Source organism: Paenibacillus tabacirhizosphaerae (assembly GCF_040812395.1).
Lineage (GTDB): Bacteria > Bacillota > Bacilli > Paenibacillales > NBRC-103111 > Paenibacillus_E.
Genome location: NZ_JBFNXH010000005.1, coordinates 30,138 through 53,588 on the forward strand (window position 1 = coordinate 30,138; position 23,451 = coordinate 53,588).

Annotated in this window: 20 protein-coding genes; 2 read left to right on the forward strand and 18 right to left on the reverse strand. The window is 44.8% G+C overall.

The features are described from left to right. The 13 genes from ABRS97_RS10830 to ABRS97_RS10890 form a co-directional block, all read right to left on the reverse strand. Positions 1-255 (reverse strand): phosphopantetheine-binding protein, encoded by a 255-nt coding sequence (locus ABRS97_RS10830; protein ID WP_367813703.1) that lies wholly within the window; start codon positions 253-255, stop codon positions 1-3. A gap of 27 nt (positions 256-282) precedes the next feature. Continuing rightward, positions 283-1,422: a BtrH N-terminal domain-containing protein gene (locus tag ABRS97_RS10835; RefSeq protein ID WP_367813704.1), complete on the reverse strand. Its 1,140-nt coding sequence runs from the start codon at positions 1,420-1,422 to the stop codon at positions 283-285. A 30-nt stretch (positions 1,423-1,452) separates the two neighbouring features. Continuing rightward, positions 1,453-3,027 carry a bifunctional metallophosphatase/5'-nucleotidase gene (locus tag ABRS97_RS10840; protein WP_367813706.1) on the reverse strand — a complete coding sequence of 525 codons (1,575 nt, stop codon included), beginning with the start codon at positions 3,025-3,027 and terminating at the stop codon, positions 1,453-1,455. A gap of 36 nt (positions 3,028-3,063) precedes the next feature. Continuing rightward, positions 3,064-3,888 carry an ABC transporter permease gene (locus tag ABRS97_RS10845; protein ID WP_367813708.1) on the reverse strand — a complete coding sequence of 275 codons (825 nt, stop codon included), beginning with the start codon at positions 3,886-3,888 and terminating at the stop codon, positions 3,064-3,066. A gap of 7 nt (positions 3,889-3,895) precedes the next feature. Then, positions 3,896-4,687 carry an ABC transporter permease gene (locus ABRS97_RS10850; protein WP_367813709.1) on the reverse strand — a complete coding sequence of 264 codons (792 nt, stop codon included), beginning with the start codon at positions 4,685-4,687 and terminating at the stop codon, positions 3,896-3,898. Beyond that, positions 4,659-5,669 (reverse strand): ABC transporter ATP-binding protein, encoded by a 1,011-nt coding sequence (locus ABRS97_RS10855; protein ID WP_367813711.1) that lies wholly within the window; start codon positions 5,667-5,669, stop codon positions 4,659-4,661. The genes ABRS97_RS10850 and ABRS97_RS10855 overlap by 29 nt, the downstream gene beginning before the upstream one ends. Positions 5,670-5,681: 12 nt before the next feature. Beyond that, positions 5,682-5,942: an acyl carrier protein gene (locus ABRS97_RS10860; protein ID WP_367813713.1), complete on the reverse strand. Its 261-nt coding sequence runs from the start codon at positions 5,940-5,942 to the stop codon at positions 5,682-5,684. A 223-nt stretch (positions 5,943-6,165) separates the two neighbouring features. Beyond that, positions 6,166-6,816: a response regulator gene (locus ABRS97_RS10865; protein ID WP_367813715.1), complete on the reverse strand. Its 651-nt coding sequence runs from the start codon at positions 6,814-6,816 to the stop codon at positions 6,166-6,168. Between the two features lie 66 nt (positions 6,817-6,882). Further along, a complete protein-coding gene (locus ABRS97_RS10870; RefSeq protein WP_367813717.1) occupies positions 6,883-8,973 on the reverse strand; it encodes a methyl-accepting chemotaxis protein in 2,091 nt (696 codons plus the stop codon). Positions 8,974-9,073: 100 nt separating this feature from the next. Further along, positions 9,074-10,705, reverse strand: a complete 1,632-nt coding sequence (locus ABRS97_RS10875) for an alpha-amylase family glycosyl hydrolase (RefSeq protein ID WP_367813719.1) — start codon at positions 10,703-10,705, stop codon at positions 9,074-9,076. Next, complete coding sequence (locus ABRS97_RS10880) at positions 10,702-11,550, reverse strand: sugar ABC transporter permease (protein WP_367813721.1); 849 nt, start codon at positions 11,548-11,550, stop codon at positions 10,702-10,704. The genes ABRS97_RS10875 and ABRS97_RS10880 overlap by 4 nt, the downstream gene beginning before the upstream one ends. Beyond that, entirely contained in the window at positions 11,547-12,860 is a 1,314-nt protein-coding gene (locus tag ABRS97_RS10885) for a carbohydrate ABC transporter permease (RefSeq protein WP_367814276.1), read from the reverse strand. Before ABRS97_RS10885 ends, ABRS97_RS10880 begins: the two co-directional genes overlap by 4 nt. Before the next feature lie 121 nt (positions 12,861-12,981). Beyond that, positions 12,982-14,298, reverse strand: coding sequence for a sugar ABC transporter substrate-binding protein (locus ABRS97_RS10890; protein WP_367813723.1), 1,317 nt, complete (start codon positions 14,296-14,298; stop codon positions 12,982-12,984). A gap of 486 nt (positions 14,299-14,784) precedes the next feature. Between ABRS97_RS10890 and ABRS97_RS10895 the strand changes: the two genes are divergently transcribed. Continuing rightward, positions 14,785-15,810 (forward strand): LacI family DNA-binding transcriptional regulator, encoded by a 1,026-nt coding sequence (locus ABRS97_RS10895; protein ID WP_367813724.1) that lies wholly within the window; start codon positions 14,785-14,787, stop codon positions 15,808-15,810. An 18-nt stretch (positions 15,811-15,828) separates the two neighbouring features. Further along, positions 15,829-17,793: a glycoside hydrolase family 15 protein gene (locus ABRS97_RS10900; RefSeq protein ID WP_367813726.1), complete on the forward strand. Its 1,965-nt coding sequence runs from the start codon at positions 15,829-15,831 to the stop codon at positions 17,791-17,793. A 68-nt stretch (positions 17,794-17,861) separates the two neighbouring features. Here ABRS97_RS10900 and ABRS97_RS10905 read toward each other — a convergent pair whose 3' ends face one another. From ABRS97_RS10905 to ABRS97_RS10925, 5 genes are all read right to left on the reverse strand, one after another. Beyond that, positions 17,862-18,518 (reverse strand): HAD family hydrolase, encoded by a 657-nt coding sequence (locus tag ABRS97_RS10905; RefSeq protein WP_367813728.1) that lies wholly within the window; start codon positions 18,516-18,518, stop codon positions 17,862-17,864. 151 nt (positions 18,519-18,669) lie between these two features. Then, entirely contained in the window at positions 18,670-19,851 is a 1,182-nt protein-coding gene (locus tag ABRS97_RS10910; RefSeq protein WP_367813730.1) for a DNA sulfur modification protein DndB, read from the reverse strand. Continuing rightward, positions 19,851-21,026, reverse strand: coding sequence for a DNA sulfur modification protein DndB (locus ABRS97_RS10915; RefSeq protein ID WP_367813732.1), 1,176 nt, complete (start codon positions 21,024-21,026; stop codon positions 19,851-19,853). Before ABRS97_RS10915 ends, ABRS97_RS10910 begins: the two co-directional genes overlap by 1 nt. A 91-nt stretch (positions 21,027-21,117) precedes the next feature. After that, positions 21,118-22,293 carry an LL-diaminopimelate aminotransferase gene (locus ABRS97_RS10920; protein ID WP_367813734.1) on the reverse strand — a complete coding sequence of 392 codons (1,176 nt, stop codon included), beginning with the start codon at positions 22,291-22,293 and terminating at the stop codon, positions 21,118-21,120. Positions 22,294-22,349: 56 nt separating this feature from the next. Further along, positions 22,350-23,447 carry a site-2 protease family protein gene (locus ABRS97_RS10925; RefSeq protein WP_367813735.1) on the reverse strand — a complete coding sequence of 366 codons (1,098 nt, stop codon included), beginning with the start codon at positions 23,445-23,447 and terminating at the stop codon, positions 22,350-22,352. Positions 23,448-23,451 lie beyond the last annotated feature (4 nt).

Here is a 23,451-nt window from a genome sequence, read left to right on the forward strand (position 1 = left end):
TTAGTCCGCTTGTTGATCTATCGTTTTTTTAACTAATGCCGTTAAATCGCCAATGTTGCGTAACGCGCCAACGCCGAGGTCAGACTCGTCGAAAGTAAGGTTGCAATTCTCTTCGATCAAAACTAGCAATTCAACATACTTAATGGAGTCAACGCCTAAATCTGAAAGCAGGACATCGTTGCTAAGCTCCCGATCTTCAACACCTACCGCAACTTGCTGCAAAGCTTCTTCTATTTGCTTCTTAATATCGAACATAAATGTTCATCTCCCTTGTAATTTAATTTATAGCGAAGCTAATGAATCCGATGTGCGCATGCATTCAACAACCTCATTTTCCAATTCCATAATGACTTGCAAATGCTTGTCTAGATCATCAATGATCTTCAAAGATTTGGAGATGCCGAGTTTGAGGGACAGATTGGCGCAAATATCCCATCGTTTAGCGGATTCCTCCAGCAATTCCAGCACTCGAGCCGAAGCATCCTGAGACAGGACATGACCGATCTCTTCAATGAATGCCCTAAATCGCTTTCGGCTCCTAGCCAATGTCTTGAAGGATGTGTTGTAATACGAACGGAACAAATAGATCGCTTTTTCGTCAAGTGGCTGCTCCTTTCTTAGCAGCAGATCGCTTCGGAAAGCCTCCATTCGGCCAAGTCCGCACATTTGACCAAGTATTTCCTGTTGACCAAGCATCCTGCGGCAGCTTTCGTTCAAAATGGATACAATTCGATCTTCTGATACGTTGAATGCTGAACCAACCTGTATCTCAATCCAGAGATTACGAATGGGTCTTTCATACTGTCCAAGCAGCGGGTTGGACAAGGGATTATTTGAAACTCTTGTTGCATGAATAACATCCATCGGAAGCGTTCCTAGAAAATCAGTACCACTGGACAGTTCATAACGGTCAAACAATGTATAGCTCTGCGTTTCATCGTCATAACCGGTTATGACTACAGCATGCAGTCCGTGATCCTTCTGATAGGCCCGATGATAACTCATATCATGTAAGTCAACGACGGTAATTACAGGCTTATCGGCGTGGATGAGCGTTCTGAGCCGGGCTTCAGCCACTTTACTGTCATCGTGGATGTACATGTTGATCTGAATGCTGCCCTCTGCCCCTTCTTGGCATTCTGCCACTTCATCCGTATAGTAACGGGTTCCCGGCAATTGCAAGAATACGAAGGAAGTATTCAACTCTTCCGCTTTAAACTCTACCGATGTTAAATCACGGTAGAGAAAGTTCGCTCCAATCAAGCCAGTTGCGTTGTCGTACATAAAAGATAAATAATCAGCGAGTATGATTCGCGGATTGTAACCCATGTAACTGAGAACCGATCCATAGGTATTCGTAAAACAATCATTTACATACGGCTCGAAATAGCGCGGTACGTTATCGACAACATGTTTACCCATGCTTCCCCCACCTTGCTCTTTATCTTGATCCTACTTGTAACGCTCATTCGTAATTTTGATTCGCCCTTCAAGTCCAGGTGACACGGTACCTTTGGCTTTAATATATTTGGCTAATACATCCCTGAGCAGCTCTCCACGACTGATCTGCTTGGCGCCTTCAAACTCCTTGTAATTATCTCCGCCATTAACCAAATAATCGTTCACCGCAACTTTATACAGCTTCTCTTTATCCAATGGCTTACCATCCTTGGTTACGCTGACCAACCGTTTACCCGCTTGCTTGGATCCATCAAATTCGTAGCTGATGCCCGAAACTTGGAGAAAACCGCCGTTGCTTGACCCAATTGGCCACTCTCTTAGCCCTCTTTCGAGTGCTTCATAAACAACTTCGCCTTTTACTTCAATCGTCATCAAAGAGTTAACGAAAGGTAATGGTTTTCCGATGTTATATAAGCTAATATCACCTTTCGGGATACTTTCGCGTATGCCCCCTCCATTCAGCAGAGCAATGTCCGCTTTCCCTATCTCTTTCATGGCATCCGTAATTAAGTTTGCCAAGTTGGTCTCCTTCGATCTAACTTGTGAACGGATACCGTTCAGTTGCACAGTAGATGTTCCGGCAATTTCTTTTCCTTGTTCAAAGGCGATGTCATAGTATTTCTTAGCTACTGCTGCCACAGCTTTATCTTCTATGGAGCGGTCTTTTGATTGAATGACGCTCCAACCGACAGTGGCAACCTTACCATTTTTAAAATACAGATCCGCAAGCCCAACATGCGTAGTATAAGAGCCCGGTTCGGCAATGTAGGTATGATTTACTTTCTCTGCTTTTTTGTACAACCAGTGATGATGTCCGCTTAGTACAAAGTCAATTCCGTCGACTTTCTTCACAAGCTCTTTGTCCAGATCATCACCCAGGTGAGAAATCAAGATGATCGCATCCACACCTTGCTCTTTTAGCTTAGCAATGGTACGGCGCGCAGCAGGTTCCTGGTCTTCGAATGTCACGCCGTTTGGATCCAACACATTCATATTCGACAATGCTTCCGGAACGGTTAGACCGAATAGACCAATCTTTTTACCTCCTACAGTCACTATCTTGTATTGTTCAAAAGCTGGCTTACCGTCTTTGTATACATTAGCCGTTAGAATCGGGTACTTAAGCTGCTTTTTAATTTCCTGCGACCGATCAAATCCGAAATCCAAGTCATGATTACCTAAAACCATCGCATCATATCCCATTAAATTAGCGGCTTCCACAATCCCCTCAGCCTCATTCACATTCGCTTCGTTCGTACCGTGAAACATATCTCCGCTGTCCAGGAATAGGGAATCCGGATTTTTCTTCCGAATCCCGTCCGCAATACCTTTAACGAGCGGCATGCCCATCTCCACACTTATCTCATCCAGTGTATAGTAGCCCCCATTCGCTTCGTCATACACCAAATGACCATGTACGTCGCCTGTATTAATCACACTTATTTTTTTATCGTAATAACCGACAGATAGCAGCACATCGTTGAAATTCATATATTTAACTATATAAAAAACGGAAACTGCAACTACAATTACTCCAATGACAATCAAATTCGTATATTTTTTCATTAAAAGGCGTCTTCCTCTCAATTCTTATGGCTTATTTTAAAACATCGAATTTCCGGAACTTGAGTAGCTTCTGACTCCAAGCCTCCATAACAGGTAGACTAGGCTGAACATCACAATGCCAACTAAAGGAGACAGATACATGTAACCTCCCCAGAATGAAGCCATGTCGCTTTTCCTCAAGAAATATTGAGCAGGGAAGTAGTTGACGAAGGAGAACGGGACAACAAAGATAAGCAGCTTCTGAATCAACGCAGGATAGAAGCTGATCGGATATCCGGCTATTCTTCGAGAATTAAAAAAGATCAGGTTACGCAGATTATCAGCCCGTATCGCCCAAAAACTGAAGCAGGCCGACAGCATGAAAATAGAAGCTTGAATAATAGCTCCGCCTAGTAAAGCAGCTATGTAATAAAGACTGTTCTGTAAATTCCACTCGATTCCGACTGAAAAAGCCGTATTCATGAATAGCAGGATGCCTACGATTCCATGGCCAAGTGTCGCCGGATAATCCACTCTAGAGGCTATAATCTGAAACATCAAGCCGAGAGGACGCGTGAGCAAACGGTCAAACTCGCCCGAATACACCAATTGGTCGAAGTCTCTAACCCCCGCAAACAGCAAAACAAACAAGCTGTAAGACAAAAATAAGAAACTATACAAGAAGAACAACTCATTCATTTCCCAGCCTTTGATGTGTAGAAACCTGCTCAAAATTAGAAACATAACCACGACGCTGATCATTTCCCGACAACAAATTGCGATCGTAATTAACGTCCGATCAAATTTGTACTCGAGCGTCGTTTTCAAGCTAAGCTGCGAATACCTATAAAAGACGACAAGCAGGTCCGCTATCGATTTCACCTCACATTTATCCCCCTTGTACAACCAATTTTTTGGCTGCCGCCTTCCACATCAGCTGTCCGATTGCAAAAAGCACAACTACCCAAATGACCTGGCGGATAATTGCCGATACGATTTCTTCTTGAGGAATCATGCCTAGGTAAATCCGGATTGGTGTGTAAAACATCGAATCGAATGGCGTCAGCTTAATAAAATCAACCAACCACGACGGCATAAACCATAATGGTATTAACGCGCCAGAGAAAATCATGACAGCGGCGTCTTTAATCGTCACCAGACTGAATGTCCAGTAGAACCAGAAAGAGCTCATCCAGACGATAAAGTTCATAGAATACAACACCAGGTAACCAAGCAGAGCGCTCAGCAAGAAACAAAGCAGCATCGAATTGGAGAAAGGCGGCAGCAGCTTAAACAGAAATATCGAGATGATAAGGGCCGGAGCAAACTGCATGATAAGCCGGAACAATGTCGTTCCGACGTTATACGAGAAAACATAGAGCCTGAAACTGATAGGCTTTAACAGGTCGGATGAAATGAGACCGCTTCTTACTTTCGACTCAATGAAATATTCATCCATCATGTACACGACCTGCAGAAGGAAGGATAAGACGATATAGGTGGCCAAAATTTTAAATTGAACGCCCTCGAGAGTTTCTTCTTCTTCGTAGATCGCTTTCCAGATCGCGATATTAACAAAAATCATAACGATCGCATTGATGACTCCTGCAAAATAATCCATCCGATAGACCAAATTATTCTGGAATGATTTTTTAGCAAACTCCAGATAAACTCTTATCAAGGTGTATACCCCCTTGGTAAATTTCCCTGATAACCCCTTCAATTTCAGGTTCTTGGACAGTCAAATCGAGAATACTATAACTCTGGGATAATCGATTTATCAGCTGTGATACTTGGACTTCGTTTTTTTCGAATCTAAACCACTTTTTATTATCCTCTTCATTAATCAGTTCAGCCCCGGGAATCTTGACATTGGCATAGTTCTCGCTGAACTCAACGGCAAGAATACGGCTGCCCCCATACATTTCTTTAATTTCTGCAACAGTTCCGTCATAAATTTTCGTACCCTTGTCAATGATGATCATTCGTTGGCATGTCTTTTCGATATCAACCATGTCGTGGGTCGTAAACAGCATTGTTGTGCCTTTTTCCTTATTAATAAGTTTGATAAATTCTCTAATATTCTCTTTCGCTATAACGTCGAGCCCGATCGTCGGCTCATCAAAAAAGATAATTTCAGGATCATGCAAAAGCGCAGCTGCAATATCAGCTCTCATCTTCTGTCCTAAGCTGAGCTGCCTGACGGGCTGTCTAATGAATTCATGCAAGCCCAGCATCTCGCTAAACATATCCAAATTGCGCCGATAGACGGCTTCCGGAATTTTATAGATATGCTTTAACAAATCGTAAGTATCGCTAACAGGCAAATCCCACCATAGCTGCGTTCTTTGCCCGAAAACAACGCCTATTCGCGACGTGTTCTTTTTCCGGTCTTTATAGGGGGAAAGCCCTCCTATAGAAATCGTCCCCGCTGACGGTACCAGAATGCCTGTCAGCATTTTGACCGTTGAAGATTTGCCCGCGCCGTTTGGACCAATGAACCCGACAGTTTCTCCCTTTTCAATTGAAAAATTGATGTTATCGACTGCCCGCCTCGTTTGATATTCCGGTATCAATAAGCCTTGAATCGCTCCAAGTAACCCTTTCTTCCTCACGTTTAATTTATACTCCTTAACCAAATCCTTAACCTCGATTAATGCCATGCATAGTCCTCCTCAATTCACTGAGTGCTGTTCTAGCTTTTGTGAAACAATAAGACTTAATTTGTTAATCGAATTAAGGTTGTCGAGCAGGAGCTCATCATCTTGGAACACAACCTGCAGCTCTTCCTCTATTTGTATCACGATATCCATACAATTAATGGAATCCATACCGATAGTGTTTAGCGGCTCGTCGTAATTAATCCCCCTCAACTGCTCAGGATCCATATTTAGAACAGCAGCTATAATATCCGAAATTTTTACATTTAAATCCATAATTTTCACTCCTTTTCCATCTGCAAATTTGCCATCATTTTCTCACTTTTTATCACTTTTTGTTTAACTTTCTTTCACTGTAATTCATAATTATACTTGCTTGTTCAAATGACACTAGATGCCCTGCGTCACGAATAAATGTCTTCATTACTAATTCAAATGCATAAAAAAAGGAAACAAGGGTTGTCATATTATCCCTGTTTCCTAATTTTTCATATATGTCTCAACTAACCAGGTGATTACGGAGTGCAAAAACGACAAGTTGAATGCGATCTCTCAAATCCAGTTTTTTTAAAATTCCTGAAATCGTATTTTTAATTGTCCCTTCGGACATAAAGAGACTCTTCGCGATTTCCCGATTTTCCATACCCTCCACGATATGTTTAATGATATTCAGCTCCCTTTCCGTCAATTGAACATCGAGCGTGTTCGTATGTAAGAAAGAATTTTGTCGATACGCATTCACATGTTCGACAAAACTGAACAGCGCATCTTTATGCATGATGCTAAGTCCCATGACAGCGCTCTTCACCGCCATAATCAATTCATCGGGATTGATATCTTTTAATATATAGCCGTTCACGCCGTTATTAATTGCTTGGAGCATGATTTCCGCATCTTTGCACCCCGTGAAAATGAGAACTTTGGTTAAAGGAAACTGCGTTTTTATTAGCTTAATGCCTCCAATTCCCACACTATTGGGCAACGAGAAATCCATCAACACGACATCAGGGTGCAATTGCTCGCATAGTTTCAACGTATCTTCCACATTCGCAGCATAACCAACAACCTTCAGTTCTTTGTCCCTCTCCAGTATAAGCTTGATGCCCTCACTCATAATTTTGTGATCATCGGCCAATACAATTTTAATCATTTGTCCTCCTTTAATCTAACTTGTAAATTTCAAAATTAAGATCAGCTCCTCCTTTGTCTGTAGGGATTATGTGTGAAACGTAACTAGAGATGTCTTTAAAATATCCGACAGTTCCTCCAGTTTCTCTGATAATTTAACCAGCTTTTCGCTAATGGATAACTGCTCCGCTGACAATGATGCAACCTCTTCGGTGGAGGCAGTCGTTTGTTGAACAACTGAGCTTACACAAATCATCGATTCGGACAAAATATGTTGAGATTGCACCAATTCTCCGATAGAAGACGATGATGCATCGATTTGCTCAATATACCCGCTCATTTCCTCCTTCACATTCTCAAATATTACGGCCGCTTCCTTCACCGAGTTCATCTGCTCATTAAATATTGGAGAAGCCATCAACAAAACAGAAACCGTCTGCTCGATCTCCCTCTGAATGTCCTCCGTAATTCCCGAAACCAGATGAATGGATGCTTTGGATTGATCCGCAAGCTTGCGCACCTCTTCCGCAACGACCATGAATCCTTTCCCTGCTGCTCCTGCTCTGGATGCTTCAATAGCTGCATTCAATGAAAGAATATTCGTTTGCTTAGTCATGTTATTTAATAACTCAAGTATTTTTCTAATAGAATAGGTGCTTTCCTTGAGCCTGTCTACCTTTTCGACAATAGATTGAGTCAGTCTTTCATTGGCATTCGTCTTTTCAATCATCACTTGCATGTACGCTGTCCCTTGCTCACTCACCTTTTTCACGCGATCAGCGGCTTGTTCCATGTACATATTCGACTGCGTTACCTTAGCCATGGTGTGCCCAATATCTTCAGTTAAACCATTCCCTTTTTCTGCTTCAACGGCTAGATTGCTTGCTCCTAGTGCTATTTCACGAGTTGCAAAGGCAATCTCCTTGGCAGATACCGACGTCCCTTTCGATACTTTGGATAACTCCGTTGCCGTATCCAATACTTCTTTCGCTGAAGCATTTGTTTGTTCGACTAATGAGCTTATCTGCTGCATCATCTTGTTGAAACTTTGACCTAGCCTCCCAATCTCATCCTGGCTCTTGAACTCGGTGCGAACGGTTAAATTTCCGCGTTGCCCTTGTTCCATCAATGTACATAACACATTTAAAGGCTTGCCAACCAAGAAGACCATGAAGTACCCGATGACAACCGCAAGCACAACAGCCATGAGGGTAATAGCCAGCGTAATATACAAAAGTTTGTTCGTTTCTTTGATGAAATCACTGGTCGGAGCATCCCCTGTTAACACCCAATTCGCAGTATGGAGCTTTTTATAGACGATTAACTGTTGGTGTCCCTTCGGCTCATTAGCAAAAAATGACTCTTCCTCCTTACCTTCTTTTCCAGCTAATAGGGAGGATTCGCTCTCCAATTGGTCCGCAACTGCGCTATGCACAATATGGTGGTCATCTGTAAGGATCATCGTTTGACCATTTTGACCAATCTTTACATTGGAAAGCACCTCAGCCAGAGCCTCGCTTTTAATTTCTAGCGTTAACAAATACTCGGCCTCAGGATTTTTTAAATTTTTCAGCAATTTGCCCATCGTAAAAGTAGGCTGAGTGTTTAACGTATATAGCCCCTTCTTCATTGAAGGGATCCATACAACTTTCCCATCTTCATCCATAATCTTTTTCATCCATGCCTGATTCGCAGGACCGGTGACAATGGCATTACTGTTGGCTGATCGAAACGCTTTGGCAATATCAAGATTTTTGGGGAGCAGCGTAATCCGCAACAATCTTGGATCCGAAGCGACAAGTGCATCAAGCTTCCTTTTAATTCTGAAATCCGCATCATTCTTCTTCGCGGTATCCCCATTCTGTTGATTCATTAAGATCAAATCATCCTTCAAGACTTGATCCACGAGCAATTGCCTTGACAAGGCTTCATACTGTGCCAGCATAAAATCAAGTTTATCCGCCGCTTGAACGATCGTTTGCGAAGAGGCTGTCGCCACCTTGTCCATGATAAGGTTCTTCGCCACCGTGTACGACGCAATGCCAAGAACAGCTGACAAACCTACCGTTGTCACGAATAAGATAAGAAATAATTTGCCTCCTACGGATTGAATTGGATTTCGTAAACGAAAGCGAAAACGAAAACGAAACATGGTGCGAATTCTGTCTCTTAGAATCATGCAGATAACCCCCTTTTTTCACTGCTCTCTACTAAACCAAAGGCACAGCCTCATAACAACAAATGAGACTGCACCCGTTTTCCCTTTATTTACGTGTTAATCATTTCAAAATAACTGTACTGTATGGAGGAATTGTCAATTTGCCATCCTCCAGTTTCACTCTCTCTTTCGTAGAAAAAGCAACTGTTTGAAAGTGGTCGGATTGGCTCATCTTCATCTCAACCATTTGTTCCTTACCTGATAGATTATGGACCACGAGTACCTTTTCTTTAACAGTCATCCGGACAAATGCAGATATACTCGGATTGCTGACCTCGAAGCTGCGAATGTCACCGTCCCTTAGAGCAGGTTCACGTTTACGAAGATCAATCAACTTTTTGTAATGGCTGTAGATGGACTCGGGATCTTGCAACTGCGCCTCTACAGATGGTTGAGAGCTGCCGCCGTTTGACAGCGCCGGTTCCCAATTCGTCTGCCCCTCGCCTTTGCCGCTTTTATACCAGAGCATGGGTTCACGCTTATTTTCATCCTGCCCTCTGCCCTTCATGCCTATTTCGTCACCGTAGTAAATGAATGGATTACCTGGGACGGTTAACAGCAGCGAGGCAGCCATTTTGGCATGATCCACATTTCCATTCAATGCGCTCATGACCCGATCCAAATCATGATTCCCAAGAAAAGGCGCATCAATGAAAGCACTGTCTGATGCTTTGGCAAACAGCTGGTAGTTCCGCATCAGCGAATTGGCCAAATTCGAGGACTTTTCCGTATCGGCACTGCTCAGAAGCACTTTATTCAAGTCGAAATTAAAGGTGGAATCGAAAGCGTGATCCAGAAAAGGAGCAACAACGGAGGCGGTATCCCACACCTCGCCGATCAGGTAGGCTTTCGGATTCGTTTCTTGTATTCCCTTACGAAACTCTTGCCACCATGCCTGATTTTTCTCCACGACCTCTTTGCTGCCTTTGGAAGATTGAAAGTCTTCATAAACATGTTTAGCCGCATCGAGCCTAAAGCCATCTACCCCTTGTTTAAGCCAGAAATTGCCGACCTTGATCATTTCTTTGCGAACTTGAGGATTATCAAAATTAAGGTCGGGCATACCTTCCCAAAAAACGCCCAGATAGGTAGCATTATCTTTCTTATGCCACGCCGCTCCCCCAGTAGCGCTTGTCTCAGACAGTTTGACAGGGTCCGTCTCATCTGTCCAAACATACCAATCTCTATACGGGCTGTCCTTTCCTTTCATAGCATCAACAAACCATGGGTGCTTAGAGCTCGTATGGTTAAGGACCAGATCCATAACAACCTTAATGCCTTGTTTGTGTGCTTCCTTCATCAGTTCGCGGAAATCATCTAACGTACCGAACTGCGGATTAACGTTGTAGTAATCCGTCACATCAAAACCGTGATAGCTTGGCGATGGATTGAGCGGAGTGAGCCAAATCCCCTCAATCCCAAGCTCTTTCAAGTAACTTAACTTCTGAGTTATTCCTTTTAAATCCCCGATGCTATCCCCATTGGAATCATTGAATGATCGGATGAAGATTTGGTAATAAACTGACGATGGCTGCTCGTCAATCTTCAGCGGTAAATCAACGTTTTCCGCCACGGAAGCTTTTGGAATTGCCGGAGCTATTTCCCCTTGTTCATTTCTCTCACAACCCGATAACCCTACCGAGAGCATGCATGCAAAGAGCAGCAAAGCAATCCTTTGGGATATCCTTATCATCCTTTACTTGCTCCAGCCGTCAAACCATCCACCAAATTCCGCTGCAAGAAGATGAACAGCACAGTAATTGGAATTGCGATAAGAACGGACGATGCAGCAAACAGCGTAAAATTGGAGCTTTGGTTCGCATTAACAACCTGGTCGAACAAACCGACCGCTAGCGTCCATTTATCCCTTGATCTGAGCACTAAACGCGCAAAGATAAAATCGATCCATGGACCTACAAAGGTGGTCAAGGCTACATAAGTAATCAGCGGCTTGGTCAGCGGCAGCATAATTTTGGAAAATACGGTGAAATTGCTGGCTCCGTCGATCCTGGCCGCCTCGTCCAAACTGCGTGGAACAGCATCAAAAAAACCTTTTGCGACAATAGTAGTAAATAAAGGCGCCCCCGCAGCGTACACGATAATGATAGCCAAGTGCGTATTAAGCAAATTCATTTCTTTGAGCAAAATGAAAACCGCAATTAAACTAAGAAACCCAGGAAACATATTAAGAACCAAGATTGTAGATAAGGTAAACCCCCGTCCCTTAAACCTGAATCGGGATACTGCGTAGCCACAAAGTAAAACGAGCAGCGTACCTAAACACATCGATATGATGGCGATCTTGAGTGTATTCAAGTACCATTGACCGAATAAAAAGCTTTTTGATGTAAACAGCAGTTTATAATTGTCCAGAGTAAAGCTCTCCGGAATGAGCGTTTTACTGTACAACGACCTGCCAGGCCGGAAAGAGCCCAAAATAATCCACAAAGCAGGATACAAACTGAAGACGGACAACAGAATCAAGGCAACGTAGCTGAATGTTAAACGAATTGATTTCCCAAGCTTTAGACCGATCATTGAATCATATCCTCCTCTCGGAAAGAGCGTGATCTGCGGAAATTCCAGATGGAAAACGTTGCGATAAGAAAGAAAATAAGAATGCCAATTGCCGAAGCAATGTTAAACTTCAATTGGTTCAACGTTAAGTTAAACAACCATGTAACAAGCAGGTCTGTTGCCCCCGCGAACTGATATTTACCGACGTTAGGGCCCCCATTTGTCAATAAGAAGATGGCATTGAAGTTATTGATATTGCCTGCGAACTGCGTAATAAGAACCGGAGCGGTCGTGAATAACACAAGCGGCATCGTAATCAACCTGAACTTTTGGAAATTAGACGCCCCGTCGATTTCTGCAGCTTCATACATATCACGAGAGATGGTTGTTAAAACACCCATAATCAATATCATGGATACAGGTATGCCTATCCACATATTAACAAGGATAACCGTGAATTTGGCCCAAATCGGATCCGTAAGCCACTGCGGCTTATATAAACCGAAATACCCTAAGTACTGATTGATGGGACCGAATTGAGCATTAAATAAGTTCCGCATCATAAGTAAGGAAATTAAACTCGGAATCGCGTATGGAACAATAAGAATCGTTCTCCAAAAGGTCTTGAAACGAATATCTTTTTGCTGAACGAGCAGCGCGACCAGAAAACCTCCAAAAAACGTCGTCACCGTTGCTGAAATCGCCCAGATAATCGTCCATCGGAGTACGCCAAAAAAGGTAGCGCTCCATGTCTTAAGCAGGAGCAGGTCCTTAAATGTTTGAAATCCTACCCAGTTCACTAATTTTGCCGGCGGCACGTGGTCAGGAGCTGAATAGTTCGTAAAAGCAATCATGACCATGAAAATGATAGGCAGAATGGTAAAAAACAGAATACCGATCCCCGGTAATATGAGGAGCAGCTCGGCGAACTTTTTATCTAATGTATATCTGATAGACTGTATGAAGTTATTTGGCACTTTGCCTGCTTCACGCTGTTTCCCAACTACATAGGCGTCCCTGATGCTCATTACAAAGACGGTAAGAATAAGGAAAAAAGCAAGAACTGTCGTAATCCCTTGAATCATCAAAAAAATAGAATGGTCTCCGGGAATGTTAACAGACACGCCCTTTACCTCAACCTGCCGTGTTGGCGTCACTCCTAGGGTGAACAACCCGAAAATCGCTTTTCCCAACTTGTCATAAAAATAAAAAACGCCCAGCGCTTCTACGAGAATCAGCAATATCCCCTTGATGAACTGGCGATTGTAAAGCTGACCAAACCCGCACCATAAGACGGATAGAACGGCAGCGTTAATGCGATGTCGAGACATCTTTAAATCATTCTCTTTCACAGATTCAGTCCGTAATTGGCTCATGAACCTTGCTCCTCTCCAACAAATGGATGAAATCACCCCTTTAAGTGCAGTGGGTGATTTCATCTGCTAACGAACCTTATTTCTTAGCTCCGCTATTCGCGTCTTTAATTTGTTTAACAGCGTTATCAAGCGCTTCTTTTGGATCTTTGCCGGAATTCCAAATGTCGCTTAATGCAGCACCAATCGGAGACCAAACATTTTCCGTTTCAGGAATGGATGGCATTGGGACTGAGTTTTTGGACTGTTCAACGAAAGCGGAAACGAAAGCATCATTCTTGATTTGCGGATCATTTTGCGCCTCTTTGTTCGTTGGTACCGCGCCGATCGTTTTAAAGAGTTGCAGTTGAGCTTCTTTGCTCGTTGCAAAATGAGCATACAGCTTTGCGGCATTCGGATATTTCGTGTAGGCATTGACAGCCAATTCTTGTACACCTGCGAAGGTGATCGCTGTTTTTCCGTTTACTGTCGGAACAGGAGCAACGCCGAGATTATCGCCTAGTGCGGTTTTATAAGCAGCTAATTCCCAAGGACCTGTAATGTCCATTGCTGCCTCTTCTTTGGTGAACAGCGATCTCTTGATATCAGGATTAATATCGCCCGCGTTAATAGGCAGCACTTCTTTCTTTAGGCTTGCGTACAACTTCATCCCTGAAACCGCGCCTTCCGTATTCAAACCTACGTCGGTAGGATCATTGCCGTTTTTACCGAACACATAGCCTCCGCCAGCAGCGAAGAAATGATAGTTGAAGTAGAAGTTCCCGGCTTCCCAAATTAATCCATATTTATTTTGATCCTTATTCGTGAACGTTTTGCTGAAAGCAATCACGTCATCGAACGACTTAGGAGGCGTTTTGACCAACTTTTTGTTGTAAAACATAGCGATCGTTTCCGATGATCTCGGGTACGCATAAATTTTGTCTCCGCTTGTCGCTGCGATAATGGAGCTTTCTGTATTCTCTTTCTTGGTGGATTCGCCAAAAATGTCATTTGGCAGAATCAGACCTGCATTCACCGCTCTGCCCAAATGGTTATGCGGGAGTACGATGACGTCAGCTCCAATTCCTGCAGGACCGTCGTTTGTGAGTCGGTTAACGTTGTCCGGAGGGCCTACCTCATCAATCTGTACATCTACGTTATATTTGGCTTTAAATTGTTTAGCGATTTCATCTGTGAAGGGTCTTTCTTTCGCACCATCCCAGACGAGCAATTTAGCTCCCGGCTCCGGCTTAATGCCTTTATCGTCCAGTGCTGTTGAAGCAGCCTCAACATTTGGCGCTGCTGAAGTGCTTGGCGCCTGCGTTTCAGGTGTAGAAGTCGTAGTCGTTCCGCAAGCAGTTGCAGTAAGCGTCATCGTCAATGCGGATAAAACAACGAACATTTTTTTCATTTTCATGTTTAGTACCCCTTTCAATTTTGTAATGCGTTGTAGCGACCTTGGAAACCCCATTTGTGCAAACGTTTCTACTCTTAAGTCATTCACGTTTTCGAGAAACCGGTTTCCCGACATCTAAAATCTGTTTGAAAACGCTTTATACTTGTATTTATCATACATCGAAGAGCCTGAATTGTAAAAACGTTTGCACTGCCCATTTTAGGTAATTTATGCCTTTTTCATTCGATTTAACTCACGATATCTCCGTTTTTCTCAAATTTTCAAATTTATCAATTCTTTTTTGAAAATGACGTAAGTACCCTAATATTCATTCCTATATTTACATTTACATAGTAAATGCGCTAACATGAAAAAAGGAATGAATGCGAATTCAATCGTTTGCGCAAATTCAACTTAGAGATGTGTGCCTCCTGCCATTTGGAACAAGACAATGACAGGCGTTTATGTAGGAAATCTAAGAATCGTTATCCTAGGAGGATTACTTGCATGTCAGTTACGATTATCGACGTAGCCAAAAAAGCAGGAGTGTCACCATCTACCGTGTCTCGCGTATTGTCTGGGCATCCCCGTATAAGTCCAGCTACCATCCGGAAAGTCAAGGATATTATGCAGGATATGGGCTATCACCCGAATGTGATGGCTAAAGGTTTGGTTTCCAAAACAACGCAAACTATAGGTATTCTTCTGCCGCGTTCGGCGGAAGAGCTTTTCTTGAACCTGTTCTTCTCGGAAATCATCCGCGGTGTCGTTACACAGTCAACTCGCAGCGGCTATGATCTTATGATGACGACAGGAACATCGGAAAGCGAAGAAGTTGAAGCGGTCACCCGACTTGTCAAAGGGCGCAGAGTCGACGGAGTCATTTTGCTTTACTCCCGTAAATCTGATCCTGTCATTGCCTTTCTGAAAGAACAGCAATTTCCATTCGTGCTTGTTGGACGCAGCGAGGATTATCCGGAAGTTCTTTCCGTTGATAACAACAACGTGCAAGCTGCGTACGATGCAACCCGTCATCTTATTGCACAAGGCCACCGCCGAATTGGATTTGTCAGCGGACCTCCTAACCTTATTGTTTCCAAGGACCGGATGGAAGGCTATGTCCGAGCCATGAAAGAAGCCGGATTTGAGATTCAGTCCGAATGGGTGATGGAAGGCGAGTTTTTACAGGAAAGCGGTTACAGGGCCATGTCATTCTTCATGAATCTGCCGGAACGCCCAACTGCCCTCGTTGCCATAGACGACATTGTTGCCTTTGGCGTATTGCGAGGATTAACTGAACTTGGCTTCAAGGTTCCAACCGATCTCAGTTTAGTTGGATTTAATAATATATCGATGTCAGAGCTGGCATCTCCGCCTATCAGCTCGGTGGATATCGGTATTTATCAGCTTGGCTACACGGCATCACAAACTTTGATAAGAGCAGTTAAGGGAGAATCGATTCACCATAATCACATTATCATTCCTCATCGACTGGTAACCCGTGAATCCTCTCTTCACTCCATACAAAACTAAGGAGTTGTTAACGAACAAATGAATCAAGACAAAAAGCCTTATTTAATCGACGCAATCACCGGAAATTCCAAATTCCTCGCCTCCCTAGGCCGGACAGGGCGCTTATTTCGTCTCTGGTGGCCTCACATTGACTATCCTCAGCATGTGGATGAAATTCGTACTGGCCTATTCTGGGATGGCGCTGCCGAGCAAACTACTTGGTTTGACAGTGTTGAAGATGGCTGGCAGCATGAATCAGGCTATGTTCCGCGTACGAACATTTTCCGTGTGCAAGCAACGTCTGCACAGCACCCAATTGCTATTGAATCGTTTGATTATGCGGTTCCCCAATCCGACATTTATGTAAGGCAATACCGATTCACGAACCAAAGTGCGAAACCAGCATCCTTTAAGTTCATTTATTTTTCATCCTTCCGTTCGTTGGAAACACAATATTATCATACGACACAATTTGATCCATCCCTGGATGCATTGACGCACTTGCGCCATGCTTATATTTTTTCGCTTTCCAGTTCAAACGTTTGCACTGGATATCAAGCAGGAACAGCATGGCAGACTGCTCAAGCAGGCGCGCTGAACGGCAACCTAATCGATATGGCTCCAGATGGCGCGCTGTGCTGGCAATTGACGGATGTTCAACCAGGCCAAACCGTTGAAATCCCTGTCTATATTGCCGCAGGCTCTACGCGTCAAGAGGCAGCCGATACCTTAGCCCAAGCAAAAAGCCAGCCTGCTTCTTATTGGTTTGAGCAGACTTCCGCCTACTGGCATAAGTTTTTGGCTGACGCCGTTCCTGCACCGAACGCGTCCGATGCGATTCGCGAGCTGTACGAGCGTTCGCTGCTCACCATGAAGCTGATGTCCGACGAACAAAGCGGCAGTGTCGTTGCTGCGCCTGAGTTCGACGAAGGCTTTACCCGCTGCGGCGGCTATGCGTACTGTTGGGGCCGTGACGCCGCCTTCATTACAACAGCCCTTGACCGCGTCGGGCTGAGCGACATGTCCACTCGCTTCTACGAGTGGACGCTGACGGCCCAGGACGCTGACGGGTCCTGGCAGCAACGCCACTACCATGACGGGCGCCTGGCGCCGTCATGGGGCTTGCAGATCGACGAGGGCGCGTCGATCCTGTGGGGGATGTGGCAGCATTACAGCCACATTCAGGATCCTGCCTTCGCCGAGCTGGTATGGCCAGCAGTGGCGAAGGGAGCCGATTTCCTCGTTCGCTTCCTGGACGAGGAAACCGGTCTGCCCTCACCAAGCATCGACCTCTGGGAGGAGCGCTTGGCGGAGCATACGTACTCGGCAGCAGCTGTGTACGGCGGTTTGAAGGCAGCAGCAGCGTTCGCGCAGCTGCGCGGGTTTGAAACTGAGGCGGCTGCATGGTCGATGGCCGCAGAAAGCATCCAGCAGCGCATCCGTGAGCTCTGTTGGAACGAAGAACGCGGTTCCTTCTACCGCGGAGTGAAACTTGCAGTGACTGAGCAAACGTACCTGCAGGGAGAGAAACTAGGAGCGATAGCTTCCATTACAACGGATGCTAAAGGTTATTCCACTTACTTTCTCAAGCATGACCCTGTTATCGATATTTCTTTACTCGGTATTTCTGTTCCATTCGCTGCCGTTTCCATTGATGATCCCATGATGGTTTCTACAGCTGAAGCAATCACAAAGACTTTAACTGTTCCAGGCGTAGGTGGAATTAAACGCTATGAGGACGACAACTATATCGGTGGCAATCCATGGATTCTGACAACCCTTTGGTTGAGTCATTACCATATTGGCAGAGCTGAGTACGACAAAGCGAGAGAACTCCTGCAATGGGCAGTCGATCACCGCACGGAGACGGGGCTCTTGCCTGAGCAGATTGATAAAGAAACCGGTGAAACGGCTTGGGTCGTACCCTTAACATGGTCGCACGCCATGTTCATCTTGGCGGTTTCCATGCTTGCTGAAGTTAACCAACTGCAAAGCAATTCATAATCAAAGCCCGCCTTTGCGCTTTTTGCAGCAAAGGCGGGTTTCATTTTGCCTGTAGGTTTCTACCGTATTTACATATTCTGTATCAGCCTATCAAACTCGATATCGGACAGAGACTTTAAACGCAGGTGCACCTCTTTGGGAAATTCCAACCTGCGAGTAAGCTTATTCGGTACGATTACACACCGCATCTGCGCTCGAATCGCAGCTAGCGCCCCATTAGGCGAATCCTCAAAAGCAATCGCCTCGTCTGGAGCTACTTGAAAATAATCCAACACCTGAATGTATAAATCCGGATCGGGTTTTACACGTTTCGTGTCTTCATTCGTTCTTAAACATGCAAAACATTCGAGCAGATTAAGTTTCTTCAAGAAAGGAAGCACCCACGTTTTCGGTGCGCTGGATGCCAGCCCAATTTTCAGTCCGAGCCGTTGTGCAGACTTGATACAATCTTCCACGCCTGGGAGGGCTTTTTCTTCGCGAAATAGCAGATTAAATCGATCTCTTCGCTTCTCACGCAATTGCTCACGATCGTGCGCGATGCCCGTTTGCTGCTGTAAATACGTATACGGATCAAAGGAATCTGATTGCCCGCCGATTCTCGCGCTATACTGACTAAGCGGCAATTCGACTCCATATTCCTTCAACAGATCGCGAAATGAGTAGTATTCGTAAGTTTCCGTGTCCATGATTAATCCATCAAAATCAAAAACAATTGCTTTTATCAAGGGCAATGCACCTTCTCTCACTTTATCGCGTTACCATAATAAAGCAACTGTACAACAGATTACAAAATATGTAAACCTAATTATATACAGAAAAAACCTTTCTACCACTCAACATCGTTGAGAGCGAAAGGTTCTCCAGGGGTCATTACCGTTAAGATGCCGGTGAAGCCACTTCTTCATCCGAACTGTCACTATCTGTTCCTTCAAGGAAAAATTGAACAAGCTTCACATGTTTCTTCAGTGATTTTTCATGAATGAGATTGATTTTACCGTTATCCAAGGATCCAAATACATAGATCAGCTCTTCGTTATCATGCGACCAGTCGAAGCCATCAAGAATTTGCAGTGACTGTGTCCATTCTTCATTGTACTGTCCATCCTGAAACAAAAAACGGTTCGCGTAGAGCGCAATACTTTCTTGAATTACACGATTAGCAGACGTGTATGTCGCTAGACCTGGCTGCTCCGGCATAATCGGCAGTATCGTATTGAAGAATTGATGCAAAATCTCCACATACGTGGATGGGTCATGACGAATTTTCCGCTGCAATTCATAGGAAGGCTGCATTCTGCCTGAAAATAACATAGTAGCCGTCGCATACAACCAGCTAAAGCAAGTGAAGTTGCGGTTGAACGAAGTTAGGTTGCTGCGGCGCTCAACGCCGGCAGCCTTCAGATATACGTTATGATCAACGACCTGCTGAATGACCAGATTTAGCGGATCGATCGAATCAAATGAATGCCCGAGCTCTTTGCTAACCAGCTGCACTTTGGAGTTTATGTCGCCGAAGAGCTGCTGCTCTTCTTCCTCTGTCAAGCCGATATAGATTTGCACAGCAAGCTGTGTTTCCATCAAATCCAATCGTCTGCCTTCCAACTGATTGACCGTTCCCTCCGCTTCCTCAACCTCTTGTCTTAGTTCGGTATCTTCCGGAAATTTACGCTGTTTGATTTTCAATAGAGCCAGCTTTTTCTCGTAGCGTCTGACTTCCTTCTGCATCTGCTCATTCACGTAGCCAAGCGCTAGAATCCGGTGCTGCCCATCCAAAATGCTCAGCTTCGAGCCGTGCTTAAGCAGAAACTCTTTCTCGCCCTTCGCCAGTTGATTCACTTCCCGCAAAGAAAGCGTCACCGGTCCGAAAAACACGTGATCCAGCTCCCGTTCCTGCAAATAGGTAGAAATTTTCCGTCTCTGCATGTTGCTAAGCTTACGTTGGACCATAGGATCAATCATGGTGTAGTTAAGCAAATCCTGAACGCGCAGAGCCACTGTGGAGAGTCCAAACTTATCGCAAAACGGATGAATCGTCATCTTTAAGCGCAAACCTTCCATTAGCCGACATCCTCCTTGGAGCTTTCCGCAGGAAAGCTTTCTTCGTAAGCGCTAGCTTCACTGATCAGAAATACATTCTTCTCTTGATAAAAGTTTTTGATGTGCTGATACGCTTTCATGATGCGGGTCCGTCTTGGCAAACGGTCTTTCTCATCCCCGACATAGATGCTGTTCCACTGAATGTGCGGAATGATTTTAAGCGCGTGTTCCAGGGCATAACGATTAAATCTGCCTGTTTTCGTAGCCTCTTCATGGATGAACAACGCTAAGGCAATTTGAATGTTCTCGGACCAGACCAACTCGCCTTTGGCAGGCGATGGCAAGTAGTGCAGCAAACCATTAAAATATGTGCCAGCCAAGGAAACATGCTCCTGCAGTTCCTTTTGATCATACTGATATCCGTTATTCCGGGCTGCCGATTTCATGCGGCCTTCAAACAGGGCGATTAAGATTTCTATCAGCAAATGATACGAAAATAAATATTCAGGCGATTTCCCGCGCTCCGAGAACATATCGACTGTTAAGGCTTGCATGGCAGGCTCTTTGGCAGCAAGCTCCGTGGCAGCGACATGATAAAATCTCCGTTGATCGCGCAGCACCGCCAAGTTTCCGCCAAGTTTGCGAGGAAGCTTGTTGATGTCGGAAAATAACTGGCGCTCTTGTCTGGCATTAATGTCCAAGTACGTCATGGTTGAAATCGGGAATGCGTACAAGCGGCGCAGCTTCTCTGTAATCTCTTCCATTTTCTCATATTCCCGCCGATCCTTGGCGCGGGCCATCTGACTCTGTAAAGTTTCCATAATACGTTGGAAAGCAGCCAAACGATGCTGTCCGTCAACGACATACAGCTTCTCTATCGGCTGTAACCGCAGCACGCCATGCTCATCATCATAATGGCCTGCGCCCCTGGCCGAAAAGATGATGCCCGGGAAATAGATTGGCTGCCGGTTTTCTAAATACAAGTTGACATAATCAATCAACTTCGAAAGATTACGCGGTATAATCGCGCGCTGCACTTCCAAATCAACCTCATAGATAGAAAATAGCTTGCTCATGGGCAAGGTTGCTGCAATTGTGGGCTGACCGAATGTCTGCCCCAAAGATCCTGGTATTTCTACGAACGATGAAGGTTTTTGCTCAGCTAAAAGCTCGGATAATGAGGAAATTGCATCCATATGTGTACCCCTTTCAAATGAAAGCTATTTGAAACTTTTGCATAACAGTCGATGTCTCTCATTCTCCTATTTTTACCAAAAGCTCCATATTTCATTCCATAGAACGAAGCCATTCGCCGATTCGATTTGCAGCCTCCACTAATCTGGCTTCCTCTTGCACTAAAGCAATCCTGACAAAGCCTTCCCCTTCTGCTCCGAAAGCATCGCCCGGGATGACGACAACACCTGTGCGATAGAGCATTTCCCGGGAAATTTGTCGAGAAGTCCAGCCTTTTGGTACTGGCGCCCAGATGAACATTGTCGCTTTTGGGGGTGTGATTTTCCAACCTACTTGGGCTAAGGCTTCAATGAAAACATCTCGTCTTCTTTCATAGATGCCAGCTACGGAGTGAGTATTCTCCATATCTTCCTCCAACGCTGCAATTCCAGCGGCTTGAATCGCTTGAAAAACGCCATAGTCAATATTGGACTTCAATGTTTTCAACGCATGCACCGCTTCGGCATTTCCTGTCAGAAAAGCAATTCGGCATCCTGCCATGTTGAAACTTTTGGACAAGGAGTGAAACTCAACCGCTACCTCCTTCGCGCCTTCTATCTCCAATATGCTCATAGGACGATAACCGTCAAACGCCATTTCGGAGTAGGCAAGATCATGTACGACAAGCAGGTTTTGCTGCTTGGCATAAGCAATCAGACGCTCGAAGAAAGCCCGATCTGCAACAGCCGACAGCGGATTGCTAGGATAGTTGAGCAAGATGAACTTCGCATTTGCAGCCACGTCTGCCGGAATGTCCTCCAATCGCGGTAAAAAATCGTTTTCGGCGCGAAGAGGCAACAAATAGGGCTCCACTCCCGCTAACACTAAACTAGCTGAATAGATGGGATAGCCTGGATCAGGGACAATGGCGATATCCCCGGGATCACACAGTGAAAGCGCCAAATGTGCAAGCCCATCTTGTGAACCCATCAAGGTTAGGATCTCACTTGCCGGATCAAGATTCACTCCGAAACGATGCCGATACCAGCTGGCAACCGTCTCACGGAAAGCCAGACTTCCCTCCGAAGTGGGATATCCATACATGCCGGGATTCCTGACAGCTTGAGTAATTGCTTCAATTATTCGTTCTGAAGGAGGTCGATCGGGACTGCCTATTCCTAAATCTATGACATCTACCCCTTGGTTCATAACCTCTCTCTTCCATTCCGCAACTTCTGAAAAAATAGCCGAGCCTAATTGACTCAGCCTTTTTGATCCTCTAATCTGCATACGTGGCTACCTCATTCTAATAAATTAATGGCATTAATTAGTTGAATGTAAAATAATTATGTTATATTCCCTACCTGGTGAACAAGCCTGATCATGTATAACAAATACAAAACGAGAGCCAAATAGGCGGCACCAAATTTTAGGCGCGTTTTGGCGGAAACCTCGTAGTACCGTTCATGTTGTCCGAGAGGCGCGAAATCCACTTGAACCTGCAAGCCCAGGAACAAACCGCTGTCTTTCTGAAACCGTTCCACTTTAACGACGTGAACTCTTTTAATGATGGCTTGCTGCGGTAAATAGGCATGTCCTTCAAATCCAATGCCCTGCCAAAACATCACGATGGTTTGACGTCCGCTTGTTGGCCCCTCTAACTCGGAATACGTCGTGAACTCCAGATCGCGACTATGATTTTCACCAGGAATCATGTACCCCTGCTGCAGCAAATGCTCCGCATTCATTTCAAACTTCGTAGAGACGGATACCAATTCTTCGCGATTTCTGTATTTCACATATTTTTTATATAAATCCCAAGCAAATAAAGCCCAAATAATAAAGAATATTACCCTGTTCACTGTGTTGTCCAGATAATAAATAAATACCAATCCGCCTATTAGACCCACAATCCACAACCAGCGAGTGACTGCTGTGGAAATGCGTCCTCCATCCAGCGGATGAATCGGCAATAAATTAATCAAATTCAGGTAAAATGCCGCATACGCAACCGAAACAATGACTGGAATATCTGTATATACGCCCAATGCGAATGCAGCGGTCGCCCCTATGGTTCCCAGGATGGGACCTCCAATACCGATAAAAGCCTCCGTAGCGGCGTCCGTGGGATTCTTTTTCATCGTAATCAAGGCTCCCAAAAACGGAATGAATACAGGCGCTGATACAGGCAGGCCTTTCATTTTGGCAGCAACGACATGACCGAGCTCATGGATCAGAATCATAAGAACAATCCCGATGGCAAATGGCAGCGGCCACAAACTTGCGTAGGCCCAGACCGTAATGAACATGGTGACGATAGCTCCGCCCACTTTTCCAAACTTTAAGGCTGCAAGGAGCAGTTTACCTTGAGATAGCAGGACAGCGACTAACCCTCCGAGCGCCCACGGTGACTTCTTGGCCCCAGGCTTTTGCTTCTGTTCCAAAGTT